Origin of the sequence: Acinetobacter sp. LUNF3 (assembly GCF_022699605.1) — a bacterium.
Classification (GTDB): Bacteria; Pseudomonadota; Gammaproteobacteria; order Pseudomonadales; family Moraxellaceae; genus Acinetobacter; species Acinetobacter johnsonii.
Genome location: NZ_CP093968.1, coordinates 1495028 through 1516735 on the forward strand (window position 1 = coordinate 1495028; position 21708 = coordinate 1516735).

The 21708-nt window shown below is 40.3% G+C and carries 21 protein-coding genes; 15 read left to right on the top strand and 6 right to left on the bottom strand.

Features of this window, described 5'->3' with window-relative positions; all coding sequences use genetic code 11:
* The first annotated feature begins 13 nt into the window (after positions 1 to 13).
* The 9 genes from ung to pyrF all read left to right on the top strand — a co-directional run bounded on the left by ung (position 14) and on the right by pyrF (position 7118).
* Positions 14 to 727: a uracil-DNA glycosylase gene (gene ung, locus MN200_RS07345; protein WP_004696856.1), complete on the top strand. Its 714-nt coding sequence runs from the start codon at positions 14 to 16 to the stop codon at positions 725 to 727.
* Entirely contained in the window at positions 724 to 1845 is a 1122-nt protein-coding gene (locus MN200_RS07350) for an enoyl-CoA hydratase/isomerase family protein (protein WP_242760462.1), read from the top strand. The genes ung and MN200_RS07350 overlap by 4 nt, the downstream gene beginning before the upstream one ends.
* 5 nt (positions 1846 to 1850) lie before the next feature.
* Complete coding sequence (tadA, locus tag MN200_RS07355) at positions 1851 to 2351, top strand: tRNA adenosine(34) deaminase TadA (protein ID WP_004984825.1); 501 nt, start codon at positions 1851 to 1853, stop codon at positions 2349 to 2351.
* 75 nt (positions 2352 to 2426) lie between these two features.
* Positions 2427 to 2858, top strand: a complete 432-nt coding sequence (locus MN200_RS07360) for an SRPBCC family protein (RefSeq protein WP_004696860.1) — start codon at positions 2427 to 2429, stop codon at positions 2856 to 2858.
* 17 nt (positions 2859 to 2875) lie between these two features.
* Entirely contained in the window at positions 2876 to 3559 is a 684-nt protein-coding gene (cmk, locus tag MN200_RS07365; protein WP_058869732.1) for a (d)CMP kinase, read from the top strand.
* Between the two features lie 113 nt (positions 3560 to 3672).
* Positions 3673 to 5349: a 30S ribosomal protein S1 gene (rpsA, locus tag MN200_RS07370; protein ID WP_004696863.1), complete on the top strand. Its 1677-nt coding sequence runs from the start codon at positions 3673 to 3675 to the stop codon at positions 5347 to 5349.
* 161 nt (positions 5350 to 5510) lie between these two features.
* Entirely contained in the window at positions 5511 to 5816 is a 306-nt protein-coding gene (locus tag MN200_RS07375; protein WP_004696865.1) for an integration host factor subunit beta, read from the top strand.
* Between the two features lie 17 nt (positions 5817 to 5833).
* A complete protein-coding gene (locus MN200_RS07380; RefSeq protein ID WP_004696867.1) occupies positions 5834 to 6199 on the top strand; it encodes a LapA family protein in 366 nt (121 codons plus the stop codon).
* A gap of 223 nt (positions 6200 to 6422) precedes the next feature.
* Complete coding sequence (pyrF, locus tag MN200_RS07385) at positions 6423 to 7118, top strand: orotidine-5'-phosphate decarboxylase (protein ID WP_171057611.1); 696 nt, start codon at positions 6423 to 6425, stop codon at positions 7116 to 7118.
* Between the two features lie 128 nt (positions 7119 to 7246).
* On the opposite strand, the gene MN200_RS07390 is transcribed toward pyrF, so the two are convergent.
* On the bottom strand, positions 7247 to 8155 hold the full coding sequence (locus MN200_RS07390) for a lysine exporter LysO family protein (RefSeq protein ID WP_058869731.1): 909 nt from the start codon (positions 8153 to 8155) through the stop codon (positions 7247 to 7249).
* 45 nt (positions 8156 to 8200) lie between these two features.
* Positions 8201 to 9706: an NAD(P)/FAD-dependent oxidoreductase gene (locus MN200_RS07395; RefSeq protein WP_058869730.1), complete on the bottom strand. Its 1506-nt coding sequence runs from the start codon at positions 9704 to 9706 to the stop codon at positions 8201 to 8203.
* A gap of 148 nt (positions 9707 to 9854) precedes the next feature.
* On the opposite strand from MN200_RS07395, the gene MN200_RS07400 reads away from it, so the two are divergent.
* From MN200_RS07400 to MN200_RS07415, 4 genes are all read left to right on the top strand, one after another.
* The gene (locus MN200_RS07400; RefSeq protein ID WP_058869729.1) at positions 9855 to 10862 is read left to right on the top strand and encodes an AraC family transcriptional regulator; all 1008 of its coding nucleotides are present in this window, start codon (positions 9855 to 9857) and stop codon (positions 10860 to 10862) included.
* A gap of 85 nt (positions 10863 to 10947) precedes the next feature.
* Positions 10948 to 12099 (top strand): cell division protein ZapE, encoded by a 1152-nt coding sequence (zapE, locus tag MN200_RS07405; protein ID WP_242760463.1) that lies wholly within the window; start codon positions 10948 to 10950, stop codon positions 12097 to 12099.
* Between the two features lie 361 nt (positions 12100 to 12460).
* Positions 12461 to 14623, top strand: a complete 2163-nt coding sequence (locus tag MN200_RS07410) for a malate synthase G (protein WP_058869728.1) — start codon at positions 12461 to 12463, stop codon at positions 14621 to 14623.
* A gap of 260 nt (positions 14624 to 14883) precedes the next feature.
* The gene (locus MN200_RS07415) at positions 14884 to 15546 is read left to right on the top strand and encodes an SOS response-associated peptidase family protein (protein WP_058869727.1); all 663 of its coding nucleotides are present in this window, start codon (positions 14884 to 14886) and stop codon (positions 15544 to 15546) included.
* Between the two features lie 5 nt (positions 15547 to 15551).
* Here MN200_RS07415 and MN200_RS07420 read toward each other — a convergent pair whose 3' ends face one another.
* Both MN200_RS07420 and MN200_RS07425 read right to left on the bottom strand, forming a co-directional pair.
* Positions 15552 to 16016, bottom strand: coding sequence for a MarR family winged helix-turn-helix transcriptional regulator (locus MN200_RS07420; RefSeq protein ID WP_004696885.1), 465 nt, complete (start codon positions 16014 to 16016; stop codon positions 15552 to 15554).
* Between the two features lie 153 nt (positions 16017 to 16169).
* Positions 16170 to 16487 (bottom strand): hypothetical protein, encoded by a 318-nt coding sequence (locus tag MN200_RS07425; protein WP_058869726.1) that lies wholly within the window; start codon positions 16485 to 16487, stop codon positions 16170 to 16172.
* A 540-nt stretch (positions 16488 to 17027) separates the two neighbouring features.
* Here MN200_RS07425 and MN200_RS07430 point away from each other — a divergent pair.
* Positions 17028 to 18554, top strand: a complete 1527-nt coding sequence (locus tag MN200_RS07430; RefSeq protein ID WP_058869725.1) for a transporter associated domain-containing protein — start codon at positions 17028 to 17030, stop codon at positions 18552 to 18554.
* Between the two features lie 244 nt (positions 18555 to 18798).
* On the top strand, positions 18799 to 19530 hold the full coding sequence (locus tag MN200_RS07435) for a hypothetical protein (protein WP_005401169.1): 732 nt from the start codon (positions 18799 to 18801) through the stop codon (positions 19528 to 19530).
* A 24-nt stretch (positions 19531 to 19554) separates the two neighbouring features.
* On the opposite strand, the gene thiM is transcribed toward MN200_RS07435, so the two are convergent.
* On the bottom strand, positions 19555 to 20430 hold the full coding sequence (gene thiM, locus MN200_RS07440) for a hydroxyethylthiazole kinase (protein WP_058869724.1): 876 nt from the start codon (positions 20428 to 20430) through the stop codon (positions 19555 to 19557).
* An 11-nt stretch (positions 20431 to 20441) separates the two neighbouring features.
* The gene (locus tag MN200_RS07445; RefSeq protein WP_017397110.1) at positions 20442 to 21599 is read right to left on the bottom strand and encodes a hypothetical protein; all 1158 of its coding nucleotides are present in this window, start codon (positions 21597 to 21599) and stop codon (positions 20442 to 20444) included.
* Positions 21600 to 21708: the final 109 nt, after the last annotated feature.

Genomic DNA, 21708 nt, shown 5'->3' on the forward strand with positions numbered 1-21708 from the left:
ATAAGGCGCAAGTATGTCTTTAACAGAACAACAGCAAACCAAGCTTGATAAAATTCAGCTGGATGCCAGTTGGAAACATGGATTAAGTGACTTTTTGCTTAGTACAAAGATGGATGCGTTAAAGCAGTTTCTTGTTACAGAAATAAAAGCGAATAAAGTGATTTATCCGCCAAATGCGCTGATTTTTAATGCATTTAATACGACGCCTTTGGCGAATGTAAAAGTGGTAATACTTGGACAAGACCCATATCATGGGCCGAATCAGGCACATGGGCTCAGTTTTTCTGTGCAAAAGGGGCTTGCTTTACCACCATCTTTACGTAATATTTTCCATGAGTTAAATAAAGATTTAGGAATTGATATTCCTAAACATGGGGATTTAACTCGTTGGGCGCAGCAAGGTGTTTTGCTGTTGAACAGTGTATTAACCGTTGAAGCTGGTCAACCCACATCACATCAAAAACAAGGTTGGGAAGACTTTACCGATCATGTGATTGATGTTTTAAATGAACAGCGCGAGCATATTGTTTTTATTCTTTGGGGAGCATATGCGCAGCGGAAAGGACAACGGATTGATCAAGAAAAGCATTTGGTGTTAAAGGCGGCACATCCGTCACCTTTGGCAGCAAACCGTGGTGGATTCTTCGGTTGTAAAGTTTTTTCAAAATCCAATAATTATCTTAAACAACATGGCATTGAGCCTATAGATTGGCAGCTGGACGCATGACATATTCTCCCGTTTCTAGAAACTACCATCCAGATTTGATTGTAGAAGAAGCAAAAAATGGTTGGCGCATTGTTCGTCTGAATAGACCAAAATCACTTCACGCTTTAGATGAGACGATTGTTTCAACTTTATTTGAAGTGTTTCAAGATTTTCATAGTGATGACGCAGTAAAAGCCATTTGGTTGGATTCAACCACACCAAAAGCATTCTGTGCGGGTGGTGATGTACGTAAACTTCGTCAACTGGTGATTAACGATGAAGTTGAAACAGCCAATCAGTTCTTTGAGCAAGAATATGCTTTAGATTTATTACTACACAACTATGCTAAGCCTGTCTTGGTGTGGGGTGAAGGTTATGTCATGGGTGGTGGTTTAGGTCTGTTTATGGCCGCGCCATTTCGTTTGGTGACACCGCATTCACGTTTAGCGATGCCTGAAATTAATATTGGTTTGTACCCAGATGTGGGTGCAACGCGTTTCTTGGCGGATCGTGGAGCAATTGGTTTGTTCACGGGCTTAACGGGTTCAATCATGACGGCTGCGGGCGCATATGGTATTGGTTGGGCAACACACATCTGTGATGCGCAGCGTAATACGGTGCTTGAGAAAGTTATCAATATAGACTGGAGTCATTATCCAGCAGGTGATTTTAGAGCCATTGATGACACACTAAACAGTATGCATCGTCCGGTAGGTCCAGGTCCATTACAGAACTCTTTGGATGTCATTCATAGTGTATGTCGTGGTGTGAACTTCGAGCATGATTATGATGCTATTGTTGGTTTAAGTGATGCGCGTAGCGATTGGCTTCGTCAAGCCAGTGAGAACTTACAAAAAGGCTCACCAACAACGGCTGCATTAACATGGTTGTTATGGCAGTGGGGTAAGCAGGTTCATTCTTGGAATGAAGTGTTTGAGCTTGAAACGCAAATTTCGGACTGGAAAATTCGTCATGCAGACTTTGTTGAGGGGGTGCGTGCGCGTTTAGTGGATAAAGACTTGTCACCAGCATGGAAACAAGGGGCTAGTAATAGCTTAAAGGGTATTTTCGCTGGTAATCCACCAACAACGAGCATTGAAAGCTGGAATGAACTCCTTAAACATTACGATGTAATCTAATCTTTATGACTGATGTTTTAAAAACAGATAGTGAATGGATGCAGCTTGCTTTAGAGCAGGCTGCTATTGCAGCGTCAAAAGGTGAAGTCCCTGTTGGAGCAGTGATTGTAAGTCAAAATAAAATTATTGGTTCGGGCTTTAATGCGCCTATTACGCTAAATGACCCTACCGCGCATGCTGAGGTTCAAGCACTTCGCGATGCTTGCCAAAATACACAAAATTATCGTTTACCTGATGATGCGGTCATGTATGTGACGCTTGAGCCTTGTACCATGTGTGTAGGTGCTTTGGTGCATGCACGCGTTTCAAAAGTAGTATTTGGTGCGACAGAGCCGAAAGCGGGCTCTCTTATAAGTGCACGTAAATTATTTGAAACGGGCTATTATAATCATCAGTTCTTGGTTGAGTCGGGTTGTTTACATGAGCAATGCTCACAGCAGCTCAGTCACTTTTTTAAAATGCGCCGCGAACAAAAGCGACTATCCCGTCTACAAGAAAAGGGATGAATGAGTTCGTAAAATAATAATTTCATGTAAAATGAAATGACAATAATTATTGTCAAATAAGGCGTTGGAACCACCATGAATAATATTCAGATTAAAAAAGAATTTAATGCACCCGTAGAGCAGGTATTTGATTTACTTTCTAAACACTCAACCTATAACGTCGCTTTTGCACCAGTTCAAGTGGTGCGAGTGAAAGATTCAGCAGATCCAGAACGTCCGGATGGACTTGGTTCTGTACGTCGTATGGGTTTTGGTCCAATTAAACCGTTGCAAGAGCAAATTACATTAATGAATGTGAATGAACGTATTGAATACAAGATTATTAAAAATCCACTCATCAAACATCATTTGGGTATTATTGAGTTTGAGCCGATTGACTCGAATAAAACTTTAGTGACCTATACGATTGAATTACAGGCGCGGGCACCTTTTGTAAGTAAATTAATCCTTGCACAGCTTAAATCTGCGATTAAACTAGGTTTTTCGAAACTCGCTAAATCTGTATAACAAACTTTGGGTAAGTAATGACAGTTCAAATAATCACAATTGATGGTCCAAGTGGTTCGGGTAAGGGCACACTGGCTGCAAAAATAGCAGCTCATTATCAATTTCATTTACTTGATTCGGGAGCGTTATATCGCTTGTTGGGCCTGTCATTGCATCAACAGGATTTGTTGGATGCTTTGTCAAGCGAACTGAGTCAGTGTGTCGAAATTGCTAAACATTTAGACATACAATTTTTAAGTTCTGCACAAGACACACAAGTCTTGCTCAATGGTGAGGATGTTAGTCAAACCATTCGAACTGAGCGAGTTGGTGAGTTTGCATCAAAAGTTGCAACAATTCCTGAGCTTAGAGCTGCGCTGGTCGATCGCCAGCATGCTTTTGCACAAGCACCAGGCTTGGTTGCAGATGGCCGAGACATGGCCACATCCATCTTTCCAGAGGCTCAAGCCAAGATTTATTTAACCGCTTCAGCCCAATCTCGTGCTGAACGCAGAGTAAAGCAGTTGCAGGGTATGGGGCTGGATGCTAAAATAAACGATATTTTAGCTAATATTGAGGCGCGTGATAAACGTGACATGGAGCGCGAAGTTGCTCCACTCAGACCAGCAGCTGATGCCTACATTATTGATAGTTCTGAATTGAACATTGATGAGGTATTTCAGCTTATGACGGCTTATATCGATAAGCAATTAGCAAACTAACGAATTTTTATATTCAGCAGAAGCATAGCTTGATCAGTTCAAAATGGACTATGTAGACGCTTAACTAAACCGGCCTTGTCTGATCCAAGACCGCTGACTTTATCAGGTATATCATGACCGAATCTTTTGCAGCCCTCTTTGAAGAAAGCGAATTAAACCTCAACGTTGAAAAGGGTGCTGTCATCCAAGGCGTTGTAGTAAACATCGATTCTGATTGGGTAACAGTTGACACTGGCCTTAAATCAGAAGGTATTGTTGACCGCGCTGAATTCTTAAATGAACAACGCGAACTTGAAGTTCAAGTTGGAGACACTGTTGATGTTGTTGTTGAAGCGCTTGACAACGGCATGGGTCAAACAGTTTTATCACGTGAAAAAGCGAAACGTGCTGAAACTTGGACTAAACTTGAAAAAATCTTTGAAGACGGCGAAATCGTTACTGGTGTTATCTCTGGTAAAGTTAAAGGCGGTTTCACTGTTGACATCGGTCCAGTTCGTGCGTTCCTTCCAGGTTCTTTAGTTGATACTCGTCCTATTCGTGATACTACTCACTTAGAAGGTAAAGAGTTAGAATTTAAAGTAATCAAACTTGATGCTAAACGTAACAACGTTGTTGTATCTCGTCGTGCTGTTATGGAAGCTGAATCTTCAGCTGACCGTGAAGCTCTTCTTGCTCAGCTTGAAGAAGGTCAAACAGTTACTGGTACTATCAAAAATCTTACTGACTACGGCGCATTCGTTGACCTTGGCGGTATTGATGGTCTTCTTCACATCACTGACATGGCTTGGAAGCGTATCAAGCACCCATCAGAAGTTGTTGAAGTTGGTCAAGAAGTTACTGTTAAAGTACTTAAGTTTGACAAAGAACGTAACCGCGTATCTTTAGGTCTTAAGCAATTAGGCGAAGATCCATGGTTAGCGATCATGAACCGTTACCCTAAAGGTTCAATCGTTAAAGCTCGCGTAACTAACTTAACTGACTACGGCTGTTTCGCAGAAATCGCTGAAGGCGTTGAAGGTTTAGTACACGTTTCTGAAATGGATCACACTAACAAAAACATCCACCCATCTAAAGTTGTTCAGATTGGTGATGAAGTTGATGTTATGGTTCTTGAAGTTGACGAAGAGCGTCGTCGTATTTCTCTTGGTATCAAACAAACTCGTGCTAACCCATGGGAAGAGTTTGCTAAGAACCACGACAAAGGTGAAAAAGTTTCTGGTACTATCAAGTCAATCACTGACTTCGGTATCTTCATCGGTTTACCAGGCGGTATCGATGGTCTAGTTCACTTGTCTGATATTTCTTGGAACGAACAAGGCGAAGAAGCTATCCGTCGTTACAAGAAAGGCGACACAGTTGAAGCGGTTATCTTGTCTGTAGACGCTGAAGGCAACCGTATCAGCCTTGGCATCAAGCAAATGAACAGCGATCCGTTCAACGATTTCTTAGCTGCTAACGAACGCGGTGCACTTGTAAAAGGTACTGTAACTGCTGTTGACGCTCGTGGCGCAACACTTAAGTTAGCTGACGAAGTTGAAGCGACTCTTAAAGCATCTGAAATCAACCGCGACCGCGTTGAAGATGCAACTAAGTTCCTTGAAGTTGGTCAAGAAGTTGAAGCGAAAATCATCAACGTAGATCGTAAATCTCGCTCTATCAACTTGTCTATCAAAGCGAAAGACGAAGCTGAAGAGAAAGAAGCAGTTGCTAACTTGAAGACAGCAACTACTGGTCAAGACAATGGTCCTAAGACTATTGGTGATTTGATCAAAGCTCAAATGGGCAACTAAGTAGATGTTTGAATTGTATTGTTAATGTAAGTTAACTAATACTTTTTACACAAATACAATAAACGGTAGCGTAGTATTCACTTATTACGCTACCGTTTTGTATTTAAACAGGTTATTATCAATCTATCTACAAGGTAGCTTGATAATTAAAGAGGTCGCAGATGACTACTGAAGCACTTAATAAGTCTGACTTAATAGAGCGTATTTCTCTTAAAAACCCGCACTTAGCAGAGCCATTAGTGGAAGAAGCTGTTAAGATTATGATTGATCAAATGATTGCATCTTTGTCTTCTGATAATCGTATTGAAATTCGTGGTTTTGGTAGTTTTGCACTCCATCACCGTGAGCCTCGTGTTGGGCGTAATCCTAAAACGGGTAAGTCGGTAGAAGTGGCTGCTAAAGCTGTTCCACATTTCAAACCAGGTAAAGCATTACGTGATGCAGTAAACGAGACTGCAGGCGAATAAAATTTATTGGGGTGCTTATGCGTTACGTATTATTCGCATTATTAATTGTACTGTTTGGCTACTGCCTAGCTTTGGTACTACAAAACGGAACTGAGCTAACCGTTGATCTGTTGTTTATACAGGTTCCAGCAATGCGTTTAGGTCTATTGTTATTATTAACAATGGCTTTAGGGATTGTGTTGGGTTTGTTAATTGGTGTTCAGGTATTTCGTGTATTCCAGAAAGGTTGGGAAATTAAGCGACTACGTAAAGACATTGATCACCTTCGTAAAGAGCAGATTCAATCCGCTCAGCTGGCTGCTGCAGAAGCAGCAGCACATACAAGACATGAGAAAACGGTGTTAGACATCAATCCTAATGATCGTCCATCTACACCGCTTTAAGCCACAATATCAAGTAAGATTTCTATCTTAGAAGTATTGAAGCAAGTTTGATTTAAACGCCTTTGGATATATAGCTAAAGGCGTTTTTTATAGTGATTTAAAATATTGATAACTATATAAAAAGTATATGAATAAAGAACTTAGTTTGAATTTTAAATGGTTTTTAGAAAAATAGTCTTGGTCGTTTTAGGCTTAATCCGTATAATGCCATAATTTTGTGAGTTTGAAGGGTCTCCCCATGAGTATTATTGTTGCCTTAGATGCAAAAAGTCATTATGACGCAATGACGATTGCTGGGCAATTAGACCCTCAATTATGCCGTGTAAAAGTCGGTAAAGAATTATTTACCCATGAAGGCTCATCTATTGTTAAAGCTTTACATGGTGAAGGATTTGAAGTCTTTCTAGATCTAAAATTTCACGATATTCCAAATACGACTGCGCAAGCGGTATGTGCTGCTGCAGATATGGGTGTTTGGATGGTAAACGTCCATGCTTCAGGTGGCCGTAAAATGATGGAAACCTGCGTTGAGCGCTTAAAGGCTGGGAACTATAACACTCAACTGATTGCAGTAACGGTGTTAACTTCAATGGGCCGTGAAGATTTAGCCGATATTGGTCTGGATATTGAACCATTTGAACAAGTCAAACGTTTAGCGAAATTGACTAAAGATAGTGGTTTAGATGGTGTGGTATGTTCAGCCCAAGAAGCAAAAATGCTGCGTGAGACTTTGGGTTCAGAGTTTGCATTGGTGACACCAGGCATCCGCCCTGAGGGTTCAAGTGCGGATGACCAAAAGCGTATCGTAACGCCAAAACAAGCAATGTTAGACGGTGCAACACATCTAGTGATTGGTCGACCAATTACGCAGTCTGCAAACCCGTGTCAGATGCTCAAAGATATTTTAGCGACGCTTTAAGCGACTAGAAATTTAAAAAAGCCTTTCATTTGAAAGGCTTTTTTATGGATTAAATTTTAAAAAGAATTGTTGGTGAGCGAAGTGGCAATAGCAAAATAAAAAGACAGAATTGAATAGAGCACCATGCTTTACAGAGCCGCCAATACACTGACAACAATCGGTGCCAAAACTGACAGGATGAAGCCGCTCACCATGGCATGTGGAATAAAGTCATTCCCACAGGCTTGTTTGACCATCGGTAGTGTAACATCCATTGCTGTAGCTCCTGCGGATGAAATCGCAGAGCGGGGGTAACGCCAGCCAATGATATACATAAATACAATCGCAAAGATTTCTCTGAACAAATCATTCATCAGTGCAATACTGCCTAAATGTGCATTCTTTAACTCCGTGACCACAATGCCAGTCATAGAGTAGAAACCATAACCTTGAGACAACATAATCAGGTCTTTTAGTTGAATGCTCGGCACAAAATAGGCCGTTACAAACGCCCCGATAATTGAACCCAGAATACAACCAAGTGGTACGAGCAGTATTTGCCAGTTCAACCATGAGCGATCTAGTGGGGAATAGGCTAAATCAAGCCCGATCAGGAACATAAAAACCAGTAACAAGTTCCATGTGCTGATATGAAGGGTATAGCCGAAACTTGAAGATAGCTCTGCAAAGCCATAACCCAAGGCCAGTGCGATAAATGCATAACTGATATTGATTAATGATTTGCTCACAAGGCTCATGGACACTTTGCCATGACTCGGTTGGTAGCCCAAAAGTTTAAATAATATGTAACAACAGACAAAAGCACCGATACTGGTCATAACTGCTAAAAGCGCTGCATGATTGAGTATTTGCCAAGGCTGGGCAATGCTATGCAAAGTCGTTGAAAACTCAATCGCAATTGCAATTAAGAGAATATAAGTAAAATAGGGCAGGATTTGAAAGGCAAGTCGCTCAAGCCATTTGGGTAAACGACGCGCCAAAACAAATCCAAGTGCTAAACAAATAAGAAGCTGAAAAATCAACCAAAACGATTGCATGTCAAATAAAGTGTGAAAAAATACTAACTTATTATGACCGCGATCTTAATTTATTGCTTGACTATCTTGCTTAGAATTTAAAAAACGATAGTCTGCTGGATTGGCTTTTCGTGTTTTTAGCCAATACTTCCATGTATAGCTGGGCCATAAAGAGAAATTTTTCCCGTCCGCTTGTTGATACCAACTGACGCAGCCAGATTGCCAAATGGTATCTGTAAATTGACTTTGTAAATGCTGATTAAATTGGTCTTGAATATCTGCTTTCACAACGATCGCTTGAGATAGAGTTTTTTCTGCCATCTCGATGAGCTGTAGAATGTAATTTACTTGTGACTCAATCATAAAAATAACTGAGTTATGACCTAAGACTGTATTGGGCCCTAAAAGCTGAAATAAGTTTGGGAATCCTTTGGTGCTAATTCCATAGTAACTTTCGGCCCCATCTTGCCATGCGTTTGTAAGCTCAACATGATTCAGCCCTGTACAGCTAAAGGATTTAAGATAAATACGTGGGTCCGTCACAAAACCTGTGCCATAAATGAGGCAGTCAATTGCACGTTTTTTTCCATCTTGGGTGATGATACTGTCTTCTGTCAGTTCCAAAATGTTTTCACTCACCAACTCCACATTTTTACGGTTAAAGCTTGGATAATATTTGTTGGAGACCAGGATGCGTTTACAACCCATAATATAGTTGGGAATCAGCTTATCTGCGGTTACAGGGTCTTTGACTTGATGGCGAATATAGGCTTCTGCTAGTTTTTGTGCATATTTCATGACCTGTGGTTTCATAATAGGAACTACACGAGATTCATTTGTCCAATACAGACGAGCTCGATGAAGTTTTCGAAACCAATCAAATCGATTAAACAGTGCTTTTTCAATGGGTAAATAACGACGTTCATCCCGAGGAATAACCCATGCAGCTGTCCTTTGTAGTACGTAGAGTTGCTTCACTTTTTCTGCAATTTCAGGAATATATTGAATCGCGCTACCCCCAGTGCCAAGAGAGGCAACATTTTTATTGCTGAGGTCATAGTTATGATCCCACTGTGATGAATGGAAAACTTTGCCTTTAAACTTCTCGATACCCGCAATATGCGGAATTTGCGGTACATGCAACGGACCAGATGCGAAAATGACAAATTGAGCGGTCAGAGTTTCATTTTGATCAAGGGTGAGTTGCCATAAACACTGATTGTCTAAGTAATGTGCAGCACTGACTTCGGTGTGAAAGCGGATATAAGGCTGCAATTGATTTTCAGTGGTAAGTGTTTGCATGTATTGATAAATTTCAGGTGCTTCAGCATAACGTTTAGACCAGTCGGTCTTGGGTGAAAAAGACAAGGAGTAGAGATGTGACTGTACATCACAAGCAGCGCCCGGATATTGGTTTTCACGCCATGTGCCACCTATTTCACTGGCTTTTTCCAAAATTACAAAATCACGAATATTGTTTTGTAAAAGGCGAATAGCCATAGCTAAACCGCCAAAGCCTGCACCAATAATGGCGATTTTTACCTGAGGGGTTGTTGAATTTGCTGCCTGCATTTGTTTTTCCTTTTTGTTTTACTTTATTGTAGAGCAACTATCCAGAAGGTCTATGATAGCCCTGACAAGAAAATTGATAGATTCGGCAATTGTTGTACGCTAGGTGGCTGTAGTAAAACATAGGCCAATATTTTGCTTTTAATTGATTATGAAACGTTCTGTACTTGGCTTGATGTATTTGATTCAAGGAATGCGTAAAGCAGGAGTCGCAGTCGATCAAAAGTTACAAAGCATTGGCTTACGTGTGGAGTCGCTTGATCCGAATGCGATCATCCATCCTGCTCTAGAGTGGGATATTTTGAAAATTATTGCAGAGGATATTGAGCCTGAGCAAGGCTTGTTCATTGGTCAGCATTATGTCTTGGCGGGATATGGCCCTTTACTGATGTTATTGATGACCAGTCCAACGACACATACCGCGTTAGAACAGGGTATTCGCTATCAAAGTTTGACGCATTTGAGTGGCTTATTGGGTTTGAAAAAACAAAATGATCAAGTCGCACTATGTTATCTACCGCGAGACCTACAAACGTCTGTGGGACAGTTGCGTGCACATTCTGAGATAGCGGGAACCTATAAGTTTTTACAAGATATTTATAAGATGATTGGGCTGGAAATGCCTGAGATTCGAATTACTTTACCTGTTGCACGACCTGAAGATGCGAAAAAACTGGCGCTCTATCAGCAGGTTTATGGCCAGCAAGTCAGTTTTGGTACGCAGCAAGCTGAATTTTGGTTTGATGAGTGGGTTTTAAATGTGCCGATTCCTTCAGCAGATTTGATGACATTTAACGTTTATGCAGGCAAATGTCAGGCGGAATTGCAGCGTTTGGAAGAAACGGCAGAACAGCCGAGTCTGATTCAGCGGGTGCAGGATTATTTGGAGTTGCAACGAGGTTTACTGCCGACCATGGCTGAAACCGCGCAAGCTTTGAATTTGCCAGAGCGAACCTTAAGACACCAGTTGCAACAGTTAAATAGCAGTTATAAACAAATTCGTGAGCAATTAATGAAAGACCGTGCCCTTCATTTGATGGAATATCAGGAATATTCCATTGAAATGATTGGAGAGTTATTGGGTTACTCGGAGCCTGCAGCCTTTAATCATGCATTTAAACGGTGGTTTGGTTACAGTCCACGACAATATGGGAAATAGCCTAAGCATAATTATGCCAAAGTGTTATATATTAACTTTTCCACTCCGCTATAATTGATATAGCCTAAAAACAGTATTAAATGATATGTCAGATTTTAATTCACCTACCGCATTCAGTCCCTTATCTCCTGCAGAGCGTTATGCTCAAGCCTTAGCATCCGGGCAGTTCATGTCTGATGAGGCACAAGCTCAGGCCGTTCATGAGTTGGATCGCGTTTGGCATGAATTAATTCAACGTTTTAAGGCATCTAAAAAAGCATTCCGTCGTTTCCGCCGTCAAACTTCTCCACGTGGTGTGTATATGTGGGGTGGTGTAGGCCGTGGTAAAACATGGTTGATGGATCAGTTTTATGACTCAATTCCATTTCGTCGTAAAACACGGATGCACTTTCACCATTTTATGCAACATGTACATCGTGAGCTCAACAAGCTTTCAGGTCAGCGTAACCCTTTAGATGCGGTTGCGGATCAAATTTATAAAGAAGCGGTGGTCATTTGTTTTGATGAGTTTTTTGTCTCAAACGTCACAGATGCTATGATTCTCAGTGATTTGTTCCAAAAGCTTTTTGCACGTGGCATTACCTTGGTGGCAACCTCAAACATTGCGCCAGATGATTTATATAAAAACGGCATTCACCGCGATCGTTTCATTCCAACCATTGAAATGGTGAAACAGCAGTGTGTGATTTTAAATGTAGATGCAGGCGTGGACTATCGTTTGCGTGTTTTAAAGCAAGCGCAACTCTTTAAATCTCCTTTAACACATGAGCACCAACGTTGGATTGCACAGCGTTTTAGCGCATTGACCCAAACCCAAACTATTTCAGATGAGCCGATTATTATTAATAATCGGATTGTAGAAACAGTAGGTCATACTGAAGATGTTTTATGGTGTGAGTATTCAGAGCTGTGTTTAAAACCACGTAGTCCTGCTGACTTTATCGAAATTGCAAATATTTATAATACGGTGTTGGTGAGTAATGTTCCGCATTTGACCGATTATCTTTCTGAAGGGACGCGTCGTTTTATTTATCTGGTCGATGAGTTTTATGACCGTGGGGTAAAACTGATTTTAACCTCAGAAGATACAATTATCGATTTGTACTCTGGTGATAAATTAGCCTTTGAAATTGAACGCACGCGTTCACGTTTATTGGAAATGCAATCAGATGATTACTTGAATGAAGCGCATCGACAAATACAAGCTGAAGCAAGTAAACAACAAGAAGAAATTTAAAAATATAAGCACCCAAAAGGGTGCTTTTTTATGTGCATTTTCATCGATTAATTTATCGACTTTTTTGAATAATCATGGCTTAATCAGGATTGAAAATAGGGAGAATATTGGTTTTAAGTGTAATAAACATACAAAACTGCACTTAAGTCTAATTTCGGCATTTCAAAAACTTAATAAACTACTAAAGAGCATTTTGTAAATTGATAATGCCTGGGCCTTGAGCAGTATTTTATTTGGTAGTTTGTATACTTTATTAAATAAAAAATGATCACTATTTCGCACGGTGATATTACTATTCAGCCAAGTTTAAATCGGTATACTAGAATCTCTTGTATAAAAAGTAGCAATATCAGGAAAGACAATGACTGCACGTATTCAAAAAGGCAAGTTAGCGATTGCTAAAGAACTTTACGATTTCATCGAAAATGAAGCACTTCCAGGTTCAGGTTTGGACAGTGAAACTTACTGGAAAAACTTTGAACAAGTCGTTGTCGATCTTAGCCCAAAGAACAAAGCACTATTGGCTAAGCGTGACGACATTCAAGCGAAGATCGATGAATGGCACCGCAACAACAAATTTGAACTTGGAGCTTACAAAGCTTTCCTTACTGAAATTGGCTACTTAGTACCAGAAGTAGAAGATTTCCAAATCAGCACAGAAAATGTAGATGAAGAAATCGCATTATTGGCTGGTGCGCAATTGGTAGTGCCTGTGCGTAATGCACGTTACTGCTTAAATGCTGCAAACGCACGTTGGGGCTCTTTATACGACGCACTTTACGGTTTTGACGTGATACCTGAAGACGGTGGCGCGGAAAAAGGTAAAGGCTATAACCCTGTGCGTGGCGACAAAGTTATTGCATTTGCTAAAAACTTCTTAAATGAAACCTTCCCATTAGCGAATGGTTCGCATGCTGATGCGACAAAATATGTAGTTGAAGGCAAAAAGCTAGTTGTGACGTTAAAAGACGGTTCGACATCGACTTTGGCTAAAGAAGCACAATTTGTTGGTTTTAATGGCGAAGAATCTGCTCCAACAGAAATCGTACTTTTGAACAACGGCCTACACGTTGTAATTGAAATTGATGCGAACAGCCCAATTGGTAAAACAGATGCCGCTGGTGTAAAAGATTTAGTTCTTGAAGCTGCTGTAACGACTATTCAAGACTTAGAAGATTCGATCGCTGCTGTAGATGCAGAAGAGAAAGTTGAAGGCTACCGTAACTGGTTAGGTTTGATGAAAGGTACACTTTCAGAGTCTATCGAGAAAAATGGTAAAACTGTTACGCGTACTTTGAATAAAGACCGTACACACAAAAACTTGATCGGTGGTGAAACGAAACTTCATGGTCGTTCATTGATGCTTCTTCGTAACGTGGGTCATCTCATGACCAACCCTGCGATCTTGGTAGATGGTGCTGAAATTTACGAAGGTATCATGGATGCATTAATTACTCCGCTATTGTCTTTTGCAGACATTAAAGGTGAAAACGAAAACAAGAACTCTCGTAAAGGTTCAATGTACATCGTAAAACCTAAAATGCATGGTCCTGAAGAAGTTGCTTTTGCTGTTGAGTTGTTTGAGCGTTCAGAACAAGCGCTTGGCTTGCCTGCAAAAACGTTAAAAATCGGTATCATGGATGAAGAACGTCGTACTTCTGTAAACTTGAAAAACTGTATTGCTCAAGCGAAAGACCGTACGATCTTCATTAACACGGGTTTCATGGACCGTACTGGAGATGAAATCCATACCTTTATGGAAGCAGGTCCATTCGTTCGTAAGGGCGAAGTGAAATCACAAATTTGGTTCCCAGCATATGAAAACCGTAACGTGATGATCGGTCTTCAAGCGGGCTTACGTGGTAAAGCACAAATTGGTAAAGGCATGTGGCCAAAACCAGATATGCTTTTAGACATGTACAAAACCAAGATTGAACATCCAGAAGCGGGCGCAAGCTGTGCATGGGTTCCTTCTCCATCTGGTGCTGTCATTCATGCGATTCACTATCACCAATGCAACGTGTCTGAGCGTCAAAAAGAATTATTGAATACAGAGCCTTTATCATTAGATGATTTGTTAACACCACCTTTAGCGACAGATACCAACTGGACTGAAGAAGAGAAAACCAAAGAGCTTGAAAATAACCTTCAAGGGATCTTGGGTTATGTTGTGCGTTGGGTTGACTTGGGTGTAGGTTGTTCGAAAGTTCCAGACATCAATAACGTGGGTTTAATGGAAGACCGTGCAACTTTACGTATTTCATCTCAACACGTTGCAAACTGGTTACGTCATGGCATCGTATCTGCGGCGCAAGTTGAAGAAGTGATGCAGCGTATGGCGAAAATCGTTGATGAACAAAACGCAAACGATCCGCTTTACACGCCTATGGCACCAAGCTTCGATGGTTATGCATATAAAGCAGCGTATGACTTAGTGTTTAAAGGTGGTGAGCAGCCATCAGGTTATACAGAGCCACTTCTGCATGCTGCACGCTTGAAGTTAAAAGGTTATACAGGTGACTAATCTGTAAATCTAAAAAAGCCTCTTCGGAGGCTTTTTTATTGGACGAAATAAGTCGTACTCTATCCTTAGAGGAAAACAATAAGACTGATTTAATTTTGGGTAATAGTGATCTATAGATTGGCGCTTGCTTAGAGCTATGAATGGGTTTAAGCATAGGGCTAAACAAGTATTTCAGCTAGACGCTGCGGATAAAAGCCTTATACAATTCATTATATAAAGCTCGTCATACTATTGTTAACCATCAAGTTGGATGAAAATCCATGTGCGCTAATTTTAAACCTCTAACCCTTGCTCAAGTACAACAGTTTGGTCTACCTGAAATTCCGTTTGATTATGTCGAAGAAGTCTATCCTGGTTATGAGCTGCCTTTATTGTTCAAATCAAATATAGGTTTTGAGTGGCGTAAGGTACATTTTGGTTTAATACCGAAATGGGCCGAAGATAAGAGTATTGCAACGAAAACCTATAATGCTCGAAGTGAGACACTCTTGCAAAAGGCTAGTTTTATTGAGGCCACTTCCAAATATCAGTTTGGGGTGATTCCCGTTTTTGAATTTTATGAGTCCAAATATATAGAACAAAAGCCGCAGAGATGGGGTGTTAGACGACAGGATGGTCAGGTGATATTTGTTGCTGCACTTTATGAAATCTGTCGTATAGCAGGCGAGGTAGTGCGTTCAGCAACCATGCTTACAATGGATGCTATAGACCACCCAATGATGCGGGAGTTTCATGAGCCGGGTGATGTGAAGCGTTCAGTAATCGTGATTCCACATGAACGCTTAGAGGAGTGGCTCAGCTGGAAATCACCGAATATTCAATCCTTTGTACAAGGCTTTCCTATTGAAGAGTTTGAATGTTCACATGTGCCGAAAATAAAAGTCGAAAAAGAGAGTCCCCAACTCAACTTTTTCGACTTTTAAATGGTTTAGCGAGCTAAATTTTTAAACACGTGTTTTAAGCTTTCCATCATTTTTTCAATTTGCAAAGGTGTTAAGCCTTCAAATGATTGCTCAAGCACAACACTGGTGAGATCATTAATCTTATTGGTCATTTCAACACCTTTTTCGGTGAGAAGGACACGGGTAATACGGGCATCGTCTTCACAAGAATAAGTTTCAACCAATCCTTCATCCTTTAACCGATAGACAATTTTGGTGGTTGTCGACATTTTAGAGACCACCATGTCAGATAAATCAGAAACACTGGCATGTGGCTTTGAATCTAGAGCCAGTAAAATACGACGACGTGAGTTATCTAAACCATACTTTTTTAAAGCGTGATCGACATTGAGTACATACTGTGCATGTACTTGCGTTACCCAGTAAAATGGAAAACTTTCTAAAGAAAAATCTTCAGAACCTGGTAGGAACTTACTGTACTTTTTGGTCATGTGACGGATTCCCCGTGAATCGTATTTTTATTTTATAGATCATTTGAACACATTTTATGTGAACACTCATACACTTATCAATACAAAATTACTGGATTTATCATCATAAAGGAAATCTGTTAAAGGATAGCCTTTGTCAGTAATCAAGAAAAGTTAAGCGTGGCTGTTTAGAAGAGACAGGGTATAGCCGTCTTTATCTTGATGGAAGCTCACAATACTTTGTGCAAACTGTACAACTTCATCTTCGACTTCAGCATTCTGGTGAGAATCCAAAGAAAGTTTAGCCATGGGAACACCGTCCTGTAGAACGATAGGCAAGTGCATTTCAAACTTTTGGTTATTATGCGAAACCACAACTTTAACTTGATGCTGATCAAATGAGGAGTCTAAATGCAGATATGCGCCTTCATAGCTAGTATTGGCAAGCATTTTTGACGTCTTATTGAAGGTCAATGCTTTTTCATTGTTCATAGCGATGAATCCTGTCTTCGATTACTTTGATCGGATTGTCAATCCGCGCATCCTTGGTTTGGGTAATTGACCACTTTTACAACAATGCTGGTCGTGTTTCATTTTAGTGAAAAAAATGGATTTGTGAACTAGTGTTTTTAACAAAAAGTGTCATTTATTAAAATCATAATTGTAGTGAATTGATATTTTTTAACTATTATTAAAATAAATAATTAAATAAAAACAATAATTTGGTTTTTATTTTAAGATGTGTTTTATTAGAAAAACTAAAAAATGACCGCCGCGTCTAATCTTTAGAGAATGCGACAATTGGCATTAAGTGACAAAATTTCGAACAGAGATTTCGATATTTTTATGTATTTTTTGCATAATAAGTGGTCGAATATTAAAATTTTGTTAAAAACCATAAAAAAATTATTACAAGCCAAACATCTCAGGCATAATTATTTCATCTTTAGTTGAACAGGTCACAAATATGGATCCGTCGCCGTGCAGGTCTATGCTTTTAAAACAGAAACATAATTCTGGGGTAATAAAATAATGGAATTTTTATTAGATCCGGGAATATGGGTAAGTTTACTTACGCTTATTATATTAGAAATTGTTTTAGGTATTGATAACCTAGTCTTTATTGCCATTTTGGCTGAAAAACTTCCCCCTGAGCAACGCGATAAAGCGCGTGTCATTGGTCTGTCGCTTGCACTTTTAATGCGTCTGGGCTTGCTGTTTATCATCACTTGGTTAGTTACATTGACTCGACCGCTGATTACTGTATTGGATTGGACATTCTCTGGGCGAGATTTGATTCTTTTATTTGGTGGCTTATTCCTAGTGTATAAAGCCGTTACCGAATTGCATGAAAAAATTGAAGGTAAGCCAGAAGTTAAGCTGACCACCAATGTGGTCTACGCAGGTTTCACCGCAGTTGTGGCACAGATTGTGATCCTTGATGCGGTGTTCTCACTAGATTCGGTGATTACCGCGATTGGTATGGTCGACAACATTAATGTGATGATGGTGGCTATGGTCGTTGCAATGGTGGTCATGCTGTTGGCGTCGAAACCATTAATGACTTTTGTAAACCGTCATCCGACTGTGGTCATCTTGTGTTTAAGCTTCTTACTGTTGATTGGTATCAGCCTGATTGCGGAAGGTTTTGGCTTCCACATTCCTAAAGGTTATATCTATTCGGGTATTGGTGTTGCCATTGCAATTGAAGCCTTTAACCAATTTGGTGAGCGCAATGCGGCAAAACATGAAGCGAAAATTCCTCTGCGTCATCGTACTGCGGATTCTATTTTAAAACTCATGGGTGGCAAGCTCCAAGCTGAAGACCCTGATCAGCTTCAAGCGCAAGAAACTTTTGCGGATGAAGAACGTTATATGATTGGCGGTGTATTGACGTTGGCTGAACGTTCAGTCGCGTCGATCATGACACCGCGTAGTCAAATTTCGTGGGTCAATCTTGATGATTCACCTGAGAAAATTCGTGAACAGGTATTGTCTGTACCGCACAGTTTATTTCCAGTGTGCCGCGGTAGTTTGGATAAAGTGATCAGTATTGCGCGCGCCAAAGAATTGCTTGATGTCTTAGATGATGAAGAGCAATTGAAAGACCTGATCAAACGTCATCGTCCAATTTACATTTTTGAAAAAATGAAAGTCATTGATGCGATTAATACGCTAAGAACGTCTAAAGGTTCACTGGTTTTGGTGAGTGATGAGTTTGGTAATGTGCAGGGCCTTGTTTCACCGCTTGACGTATTTGAAGCGATTGCTGGAGAATTTCCCGATGCCGATGAGCAACTTGATTTGGTGAAGATTGATGATCAGACGTGGAAGGCGACAGGCATGCTGGATTTATATCAGCTTGAACTGGAACTTGGGATGATCGATTTGGTTGAAGAAGATGCGGGCTATATTAGTGTTGCTGGTTTAATCTTAGATAAAACCCACGGTGATGTACACATTGGAACTCAACTGGACTACCGTGGTGTTCACTTTGAAGTGCTTGAGTTGGATTCAAATCGAATTAAGACAGTAAATATTACTTATCGTACTGCTTAATCATTGCAATAATAGATTGTGAGAAAAATGTCAGCTTCGTGCTGGCATTTTTCTGCTTATAAAACAAGCGCTATGCACTTAAATAAAAAGTAGTTATTGTATGCCTGCAATTGGGCTGTCGTATTTCGTACTTGACGTTATCGGTTTGGTGAAGACAGCTTGTTTCTATCCCTATGGTTATCAAAGCATTGCATTTAGACTATAGCAGTAAAACAAGTGATCAAAATAAGAACGGAAATACTTCATGCAACTTATGGAAAAGGTCGTTGATTTTAAAAAGCTTTCAGTAGAGAAAAAACAAGTTCTATTTGAAGAGCTTGAAACTTTTGATCGACAAATTTTCCCAAATGCAATCCAAGAAGAACTACATCAATTAGTATATAACCCTGATGTAGTGGCATTACCAATTATTCGTTTTTATCATCGCGGAAAAATAGTTGGGCAAAATATTATTGCTATATTGAAGCTTAAGACAGCGCATCAACCTTTATATATTCTTAGCTCGCGTGCAGCTTTTTTACCTGATTACCGAAATCAAAACAGAACACTTTTATCCGCAATTCGAGTGACCTTGGGTTATCGTTTAAAATATCCCACGCGTCAGTTATGGTTTGTTTCGAGTTTGATGCAGCCAAAAGTATATCGGCTGTTTGCTTCACGTTCAAAACGCTTTTATCCGCGTGCAGAAGTGCCAATGCCTAAGGATTACTTACAGGTTCTTGATCTAATGCAAAACCGTCATGTGAATGTGCAACAGCGCAGTGAGGATGTGTTTGTGCATCCTTGTGTACTGCCGCAGACCACGCCTGAACAATTGATTCGGCTTCGAAATCGAGCCAGTCGTCATATCAACTTTTATATGCAACATACGCCTGATTATTTTATTGGTATGGGTTTAATGTGTATCTGTAAATTAGATGTGCTGACTCTGCTAGAAGCGGCGATGAACGTGCTTTTAGGGCGAGAAGTTACCTAAGCAGAAACTCTCGCCATACTTTATTTAGGCTGAAGTACGGATAAGCTGTATATCTGCATATTCATAAATGGTTTCAGCTTTCATTTGATGAATGTGATCCATAAACGCTACATTAAAACTTCCTGTGCTTTGGCTTTGGGTATAAGCAAGTTGCCCCGCAATGGCAAAGTGGACATGGGCAGACAGTGCAGCAATGACAGGATTGGTGACTGCGCTATAGGCTGCGATCAAGGCACCAAGGGCACAACCGGTAGCTGTAACTTTGGGTTGTAAATGTGAACCACCATTGACTTGGATTACAGCATCAAGTTGTTTTGAGAGAATATAGTCAGACTCACCAGAAATGGCAATGACTTCAGCCTGCGCTAAAAGTGTTTTTGCTTGATGGTAGACATCGGCACTGCTTGCTGTACTGTCAACGCCTTTGGTTTCGATCTGGTTCCCTGCAAGTGTGCTGATTTCCGATGCATTGCCACGAATAACGGTGGGTTGAAAAGCTAAAAGCTGATCTACCATTTCAGAGCGCCATTTTAAAAATGGCCCATATCCTACAGGGTCTAATACCCAAGGTATGTTTTGCTGCTGTGCGGTTTGTGCCGAGATTTGCATGGCTTGCATTTGTTCAGAGGTTGGTGTACCTAGGTTAATACTGAGCGCTGCACTAATACTGGTGAAACTTTCCGCCTCAAAGGGATTATCAATCATGGCAGGTGAGGCGCCCGCAGCCAATAAAACGTTGGCTGCATAGTTAGCAGCCACACTGTTGGTGATACATTGCACCAAAGGTTGTTGCGTTTGCAGCGCAGTCCAAGCTTCAACAACATATGCTACCAAGACATCGGTTTGGTCTTGAATCGATTGTTTTGTGTTAAGCAAGGACAAGTCTAAAAGCTGGGTCATAGTGGGTGCCCTTATTTGGTGAAATAGTGGTCTTGATGCTTACATTTGCGACAAAATAAAGTCACATATTGGTCAGCATCATAATCTACGGTAAGCTCATTTGAACCGCAGTACATACAGCGTTTTTGTGAGTAGAAGCTTAAACGCGGCTCAATTTTTTGCCATGAACGAGAGACAGGCTGGAAGAAAATAGCTTCGTCATAGCCTAAAAAGCGGAAAAATAAGACTTCGCTCATTTTGCTGAATGGTAGGTTATGCGGTCGAGGCAGCGTTGAAGTTTCCCATTTTTCAGCCACACTGCGTTCACGGTATTGTTGTAAAGTTTTTTTCAACAAATTGGTGTTGATGAAGTTTTCATTTCTGGGTTGTAAGGCTTTACGTTCATATAAATACTCCAATGCAGTTTGGATTAAATAATAAATTTGTCCGACCGCGAGTACATCGAGTAAACGATAACAAAACACTTGGAAGCTGTTATTTCCTGCAATTTGAATGCCCCAAGTACGACAGTAAAACTGCATAAATTGGATAATTTCCTGATAGAGCAATTGGTACAAGGCATTTTTGACTTCATCCGCAGTCTTAAAAGGCACACCAAGGCTAAGATTTTCATAAAACCAATAGCGTAACTGCTGCGTAACACTAAATAGGCTGGGTTCAGAATAGCCGTCCAAACGCACATTAATATAATACTGGTGGGCTTCACTGGCAAAATCTTTGGCAACGAGGATCTGTTCTTTTACCAGTTGTTTGACGAGGCTATTTTGAAAGAGATAATTGGGAGTGATGCTAAAATATTTGATCTGTTCCCAATCAATAAACTCTTGATGCTGTGTATGTTCTTGTGCGTAGTCATCTAACAGGGCCAATAAAAATAATTTATGCATAAAACTGAGTTGACCCAGTTCAAACTCATAAATGTCCTTGGTTTTGGTTTTACGTTGTTCTTGCTGACGAGTTTCTTTCAATATTTTTTTGCGCTGCGCTAAGCAACTGTCGCAGTGGCAATTTAGATTTGAATTGCTAAAAACACGATGTTGGCAGTGGCTACATTCATGAAAGTTAATTTCTTTGTCGTATTGTTCAGCATCCACCCAAAACATGGCCGCCTGACAAAGTGGACAAGGCGTGCTTTCATCAAGTTGTTTGTGCAAAATTTGAAGCGACATAAGATGAATTTGAAACTCAGGATTTTCTCAAATTATACACGCTAAAATTTCAGAAAGGCGTTGTAAATTGCAGTGTAATTGAACAAGCAGAGGTGCTTTGTAAACGCTA

What these genes read in the sequence shown, in the direction of transcription:
- MN200_RS07350 (WP_242760462.1), top strand. Translation starts at nt 724, where the DNA reads ATGACATATTCTCCCGTTTCTAGAAACTACCATCCAGATTTGATTGTA.
- MN200_RS07445 (WP_017397110.1), bottom strand. Translation starts at nt 21,599, where the DNA reads ATGTCGCTTCAAATTTTGCACAAACAACTTGATGAAAGCACGCCTTGT.
- MN200_RS07380 (WP_004696867.1), top strand. Translation starts at nt 5,834, where the DNA reads ATGCGTTACGTATTATTCGCATTATTAATTGTACTGTTTGGCTACTGC.
- MN200_RS07415 (WP_058869727.1), top strand. Translation starts at nt 14,884, where the DNA reads ATGTGCGCTAATTTTAAACCTCTAACCCTTGCTCAAGTACAACAGTTT.
- ung (WP_004696856.1), top strand. Translation starts at nt 14, where the DNA reads ATGTCTTTAACAGAACAACAGCAAACCAAGCTTGATAAAATTCAGCTG.
- MN200_RS07375 (WP_004696865.1), top strand. Translation starts at nt 5,511, where the DNA reads ATGACTACTGAAGCACTTAATAAGTCTGACTTAATAGAGCGTATTTCT.
- MN200_RS07400 (WP_058869729.1), top strand. Translation starts at nt 9,855, where the DNA reads ATGAAACGTTCTGTACTTGGCTTGATGTATTTGATTCAAGGAATGCGT.
- tadA (WP_004984825.1), top strand. Translation starts at nt 1,851, where the DNA reads ATGACTGATGTTTTAAAAACAGATAGTGAATGGATGCAGCTTGCTTTA.
- thiM (WP_058869724.1), bottom strand. Translation starts at nt 20,430, where the DNA reads ATGACCCAGCTTTTAGACTTGTCCTTGCTTAACACAAAACAATCGATT.
- MN200_RS07390 (WP_058869731.1), bottom strand. Translation starts at nt 8,155, where the DNA reads ATGCAATCGTTTTGGTTGATTTTTCAGCTTCTTATTTGTTTAGCACTT.
- MN200_RS07430 (WP_058869725.1), top strand. Translation starts at nt 17,028, where the DNA reads ATGGAATTTTTATTAGATCCGGGAATATGGGTAAGTTTACTTACGCTT.
- MN200_RS07410 (WP_058869728.1), top strand. Translation starts at nt 12,461, where the DNA reads ATGACTGCACGTATTCAAAAAGGCAAGTTAGCGATTGCTAAAGAACTT.
- cmk (WP_058869732.1), top strand. Translation starts at nt 2,876, where the DNA reads ATGACAGTTCAAATAATCACAATTGATGGTCCAAGTGGTTCGGGTAAG.
- MN200_RS07435 (WP_005401169.1), top strand. Translation starts at nt 18,799, where the DNA reads ATGCAACTTATGGAAAAGGTCGTTGATTTTAAAAAGCTTTCAGTAGAG.
- MN200_RS07395 (WP_058869730.1), bottom strand. Translation starts at nt 9,706, where the DNA reads ATGCAGGCAGCAAATTCAACAACCCCTCAGGTAAAAATCGCCATTATT.
- MN200_RS07360 (WP_004696860.1), top strand. Translation starts at nt 2,427, where the DNA reads ATGAATAATATTCAGATTAAAAAAGAATTTAATGCACCCGTAGAGCAG.
- MN200_RS07420 (WP_004696885.1), bottom strand. Translation starts at nt 16,016, where the DNA reads ATGACCAAAAAGTACAGTAAGTTCCTACCAGGTTCTGAAGATTTTTCT.
- zapE (WP_242760463.1), top strand. Translation starts at nt 10,948, where the DNA reads ATGTCAGATTTTAATTCACCTACCGCATTCAGTCCCTTATCTCCTGCA.
- MN200_RS07425 (WP_058869726.1), bottom strand. Translation starts at nt 16,487, where the DNA reads ATGAACAATGAAAAAGCATTGACCTTCAATAAGACGTCAAAAATGCTT.
- rpsA (WP_004696863.1), top strand. Translation starts at nt 3,673, where the DNA reads ATGACCGAATCTTTTGCAGCCCTCTTTGAAGAAAGCGAATTAAACCTC.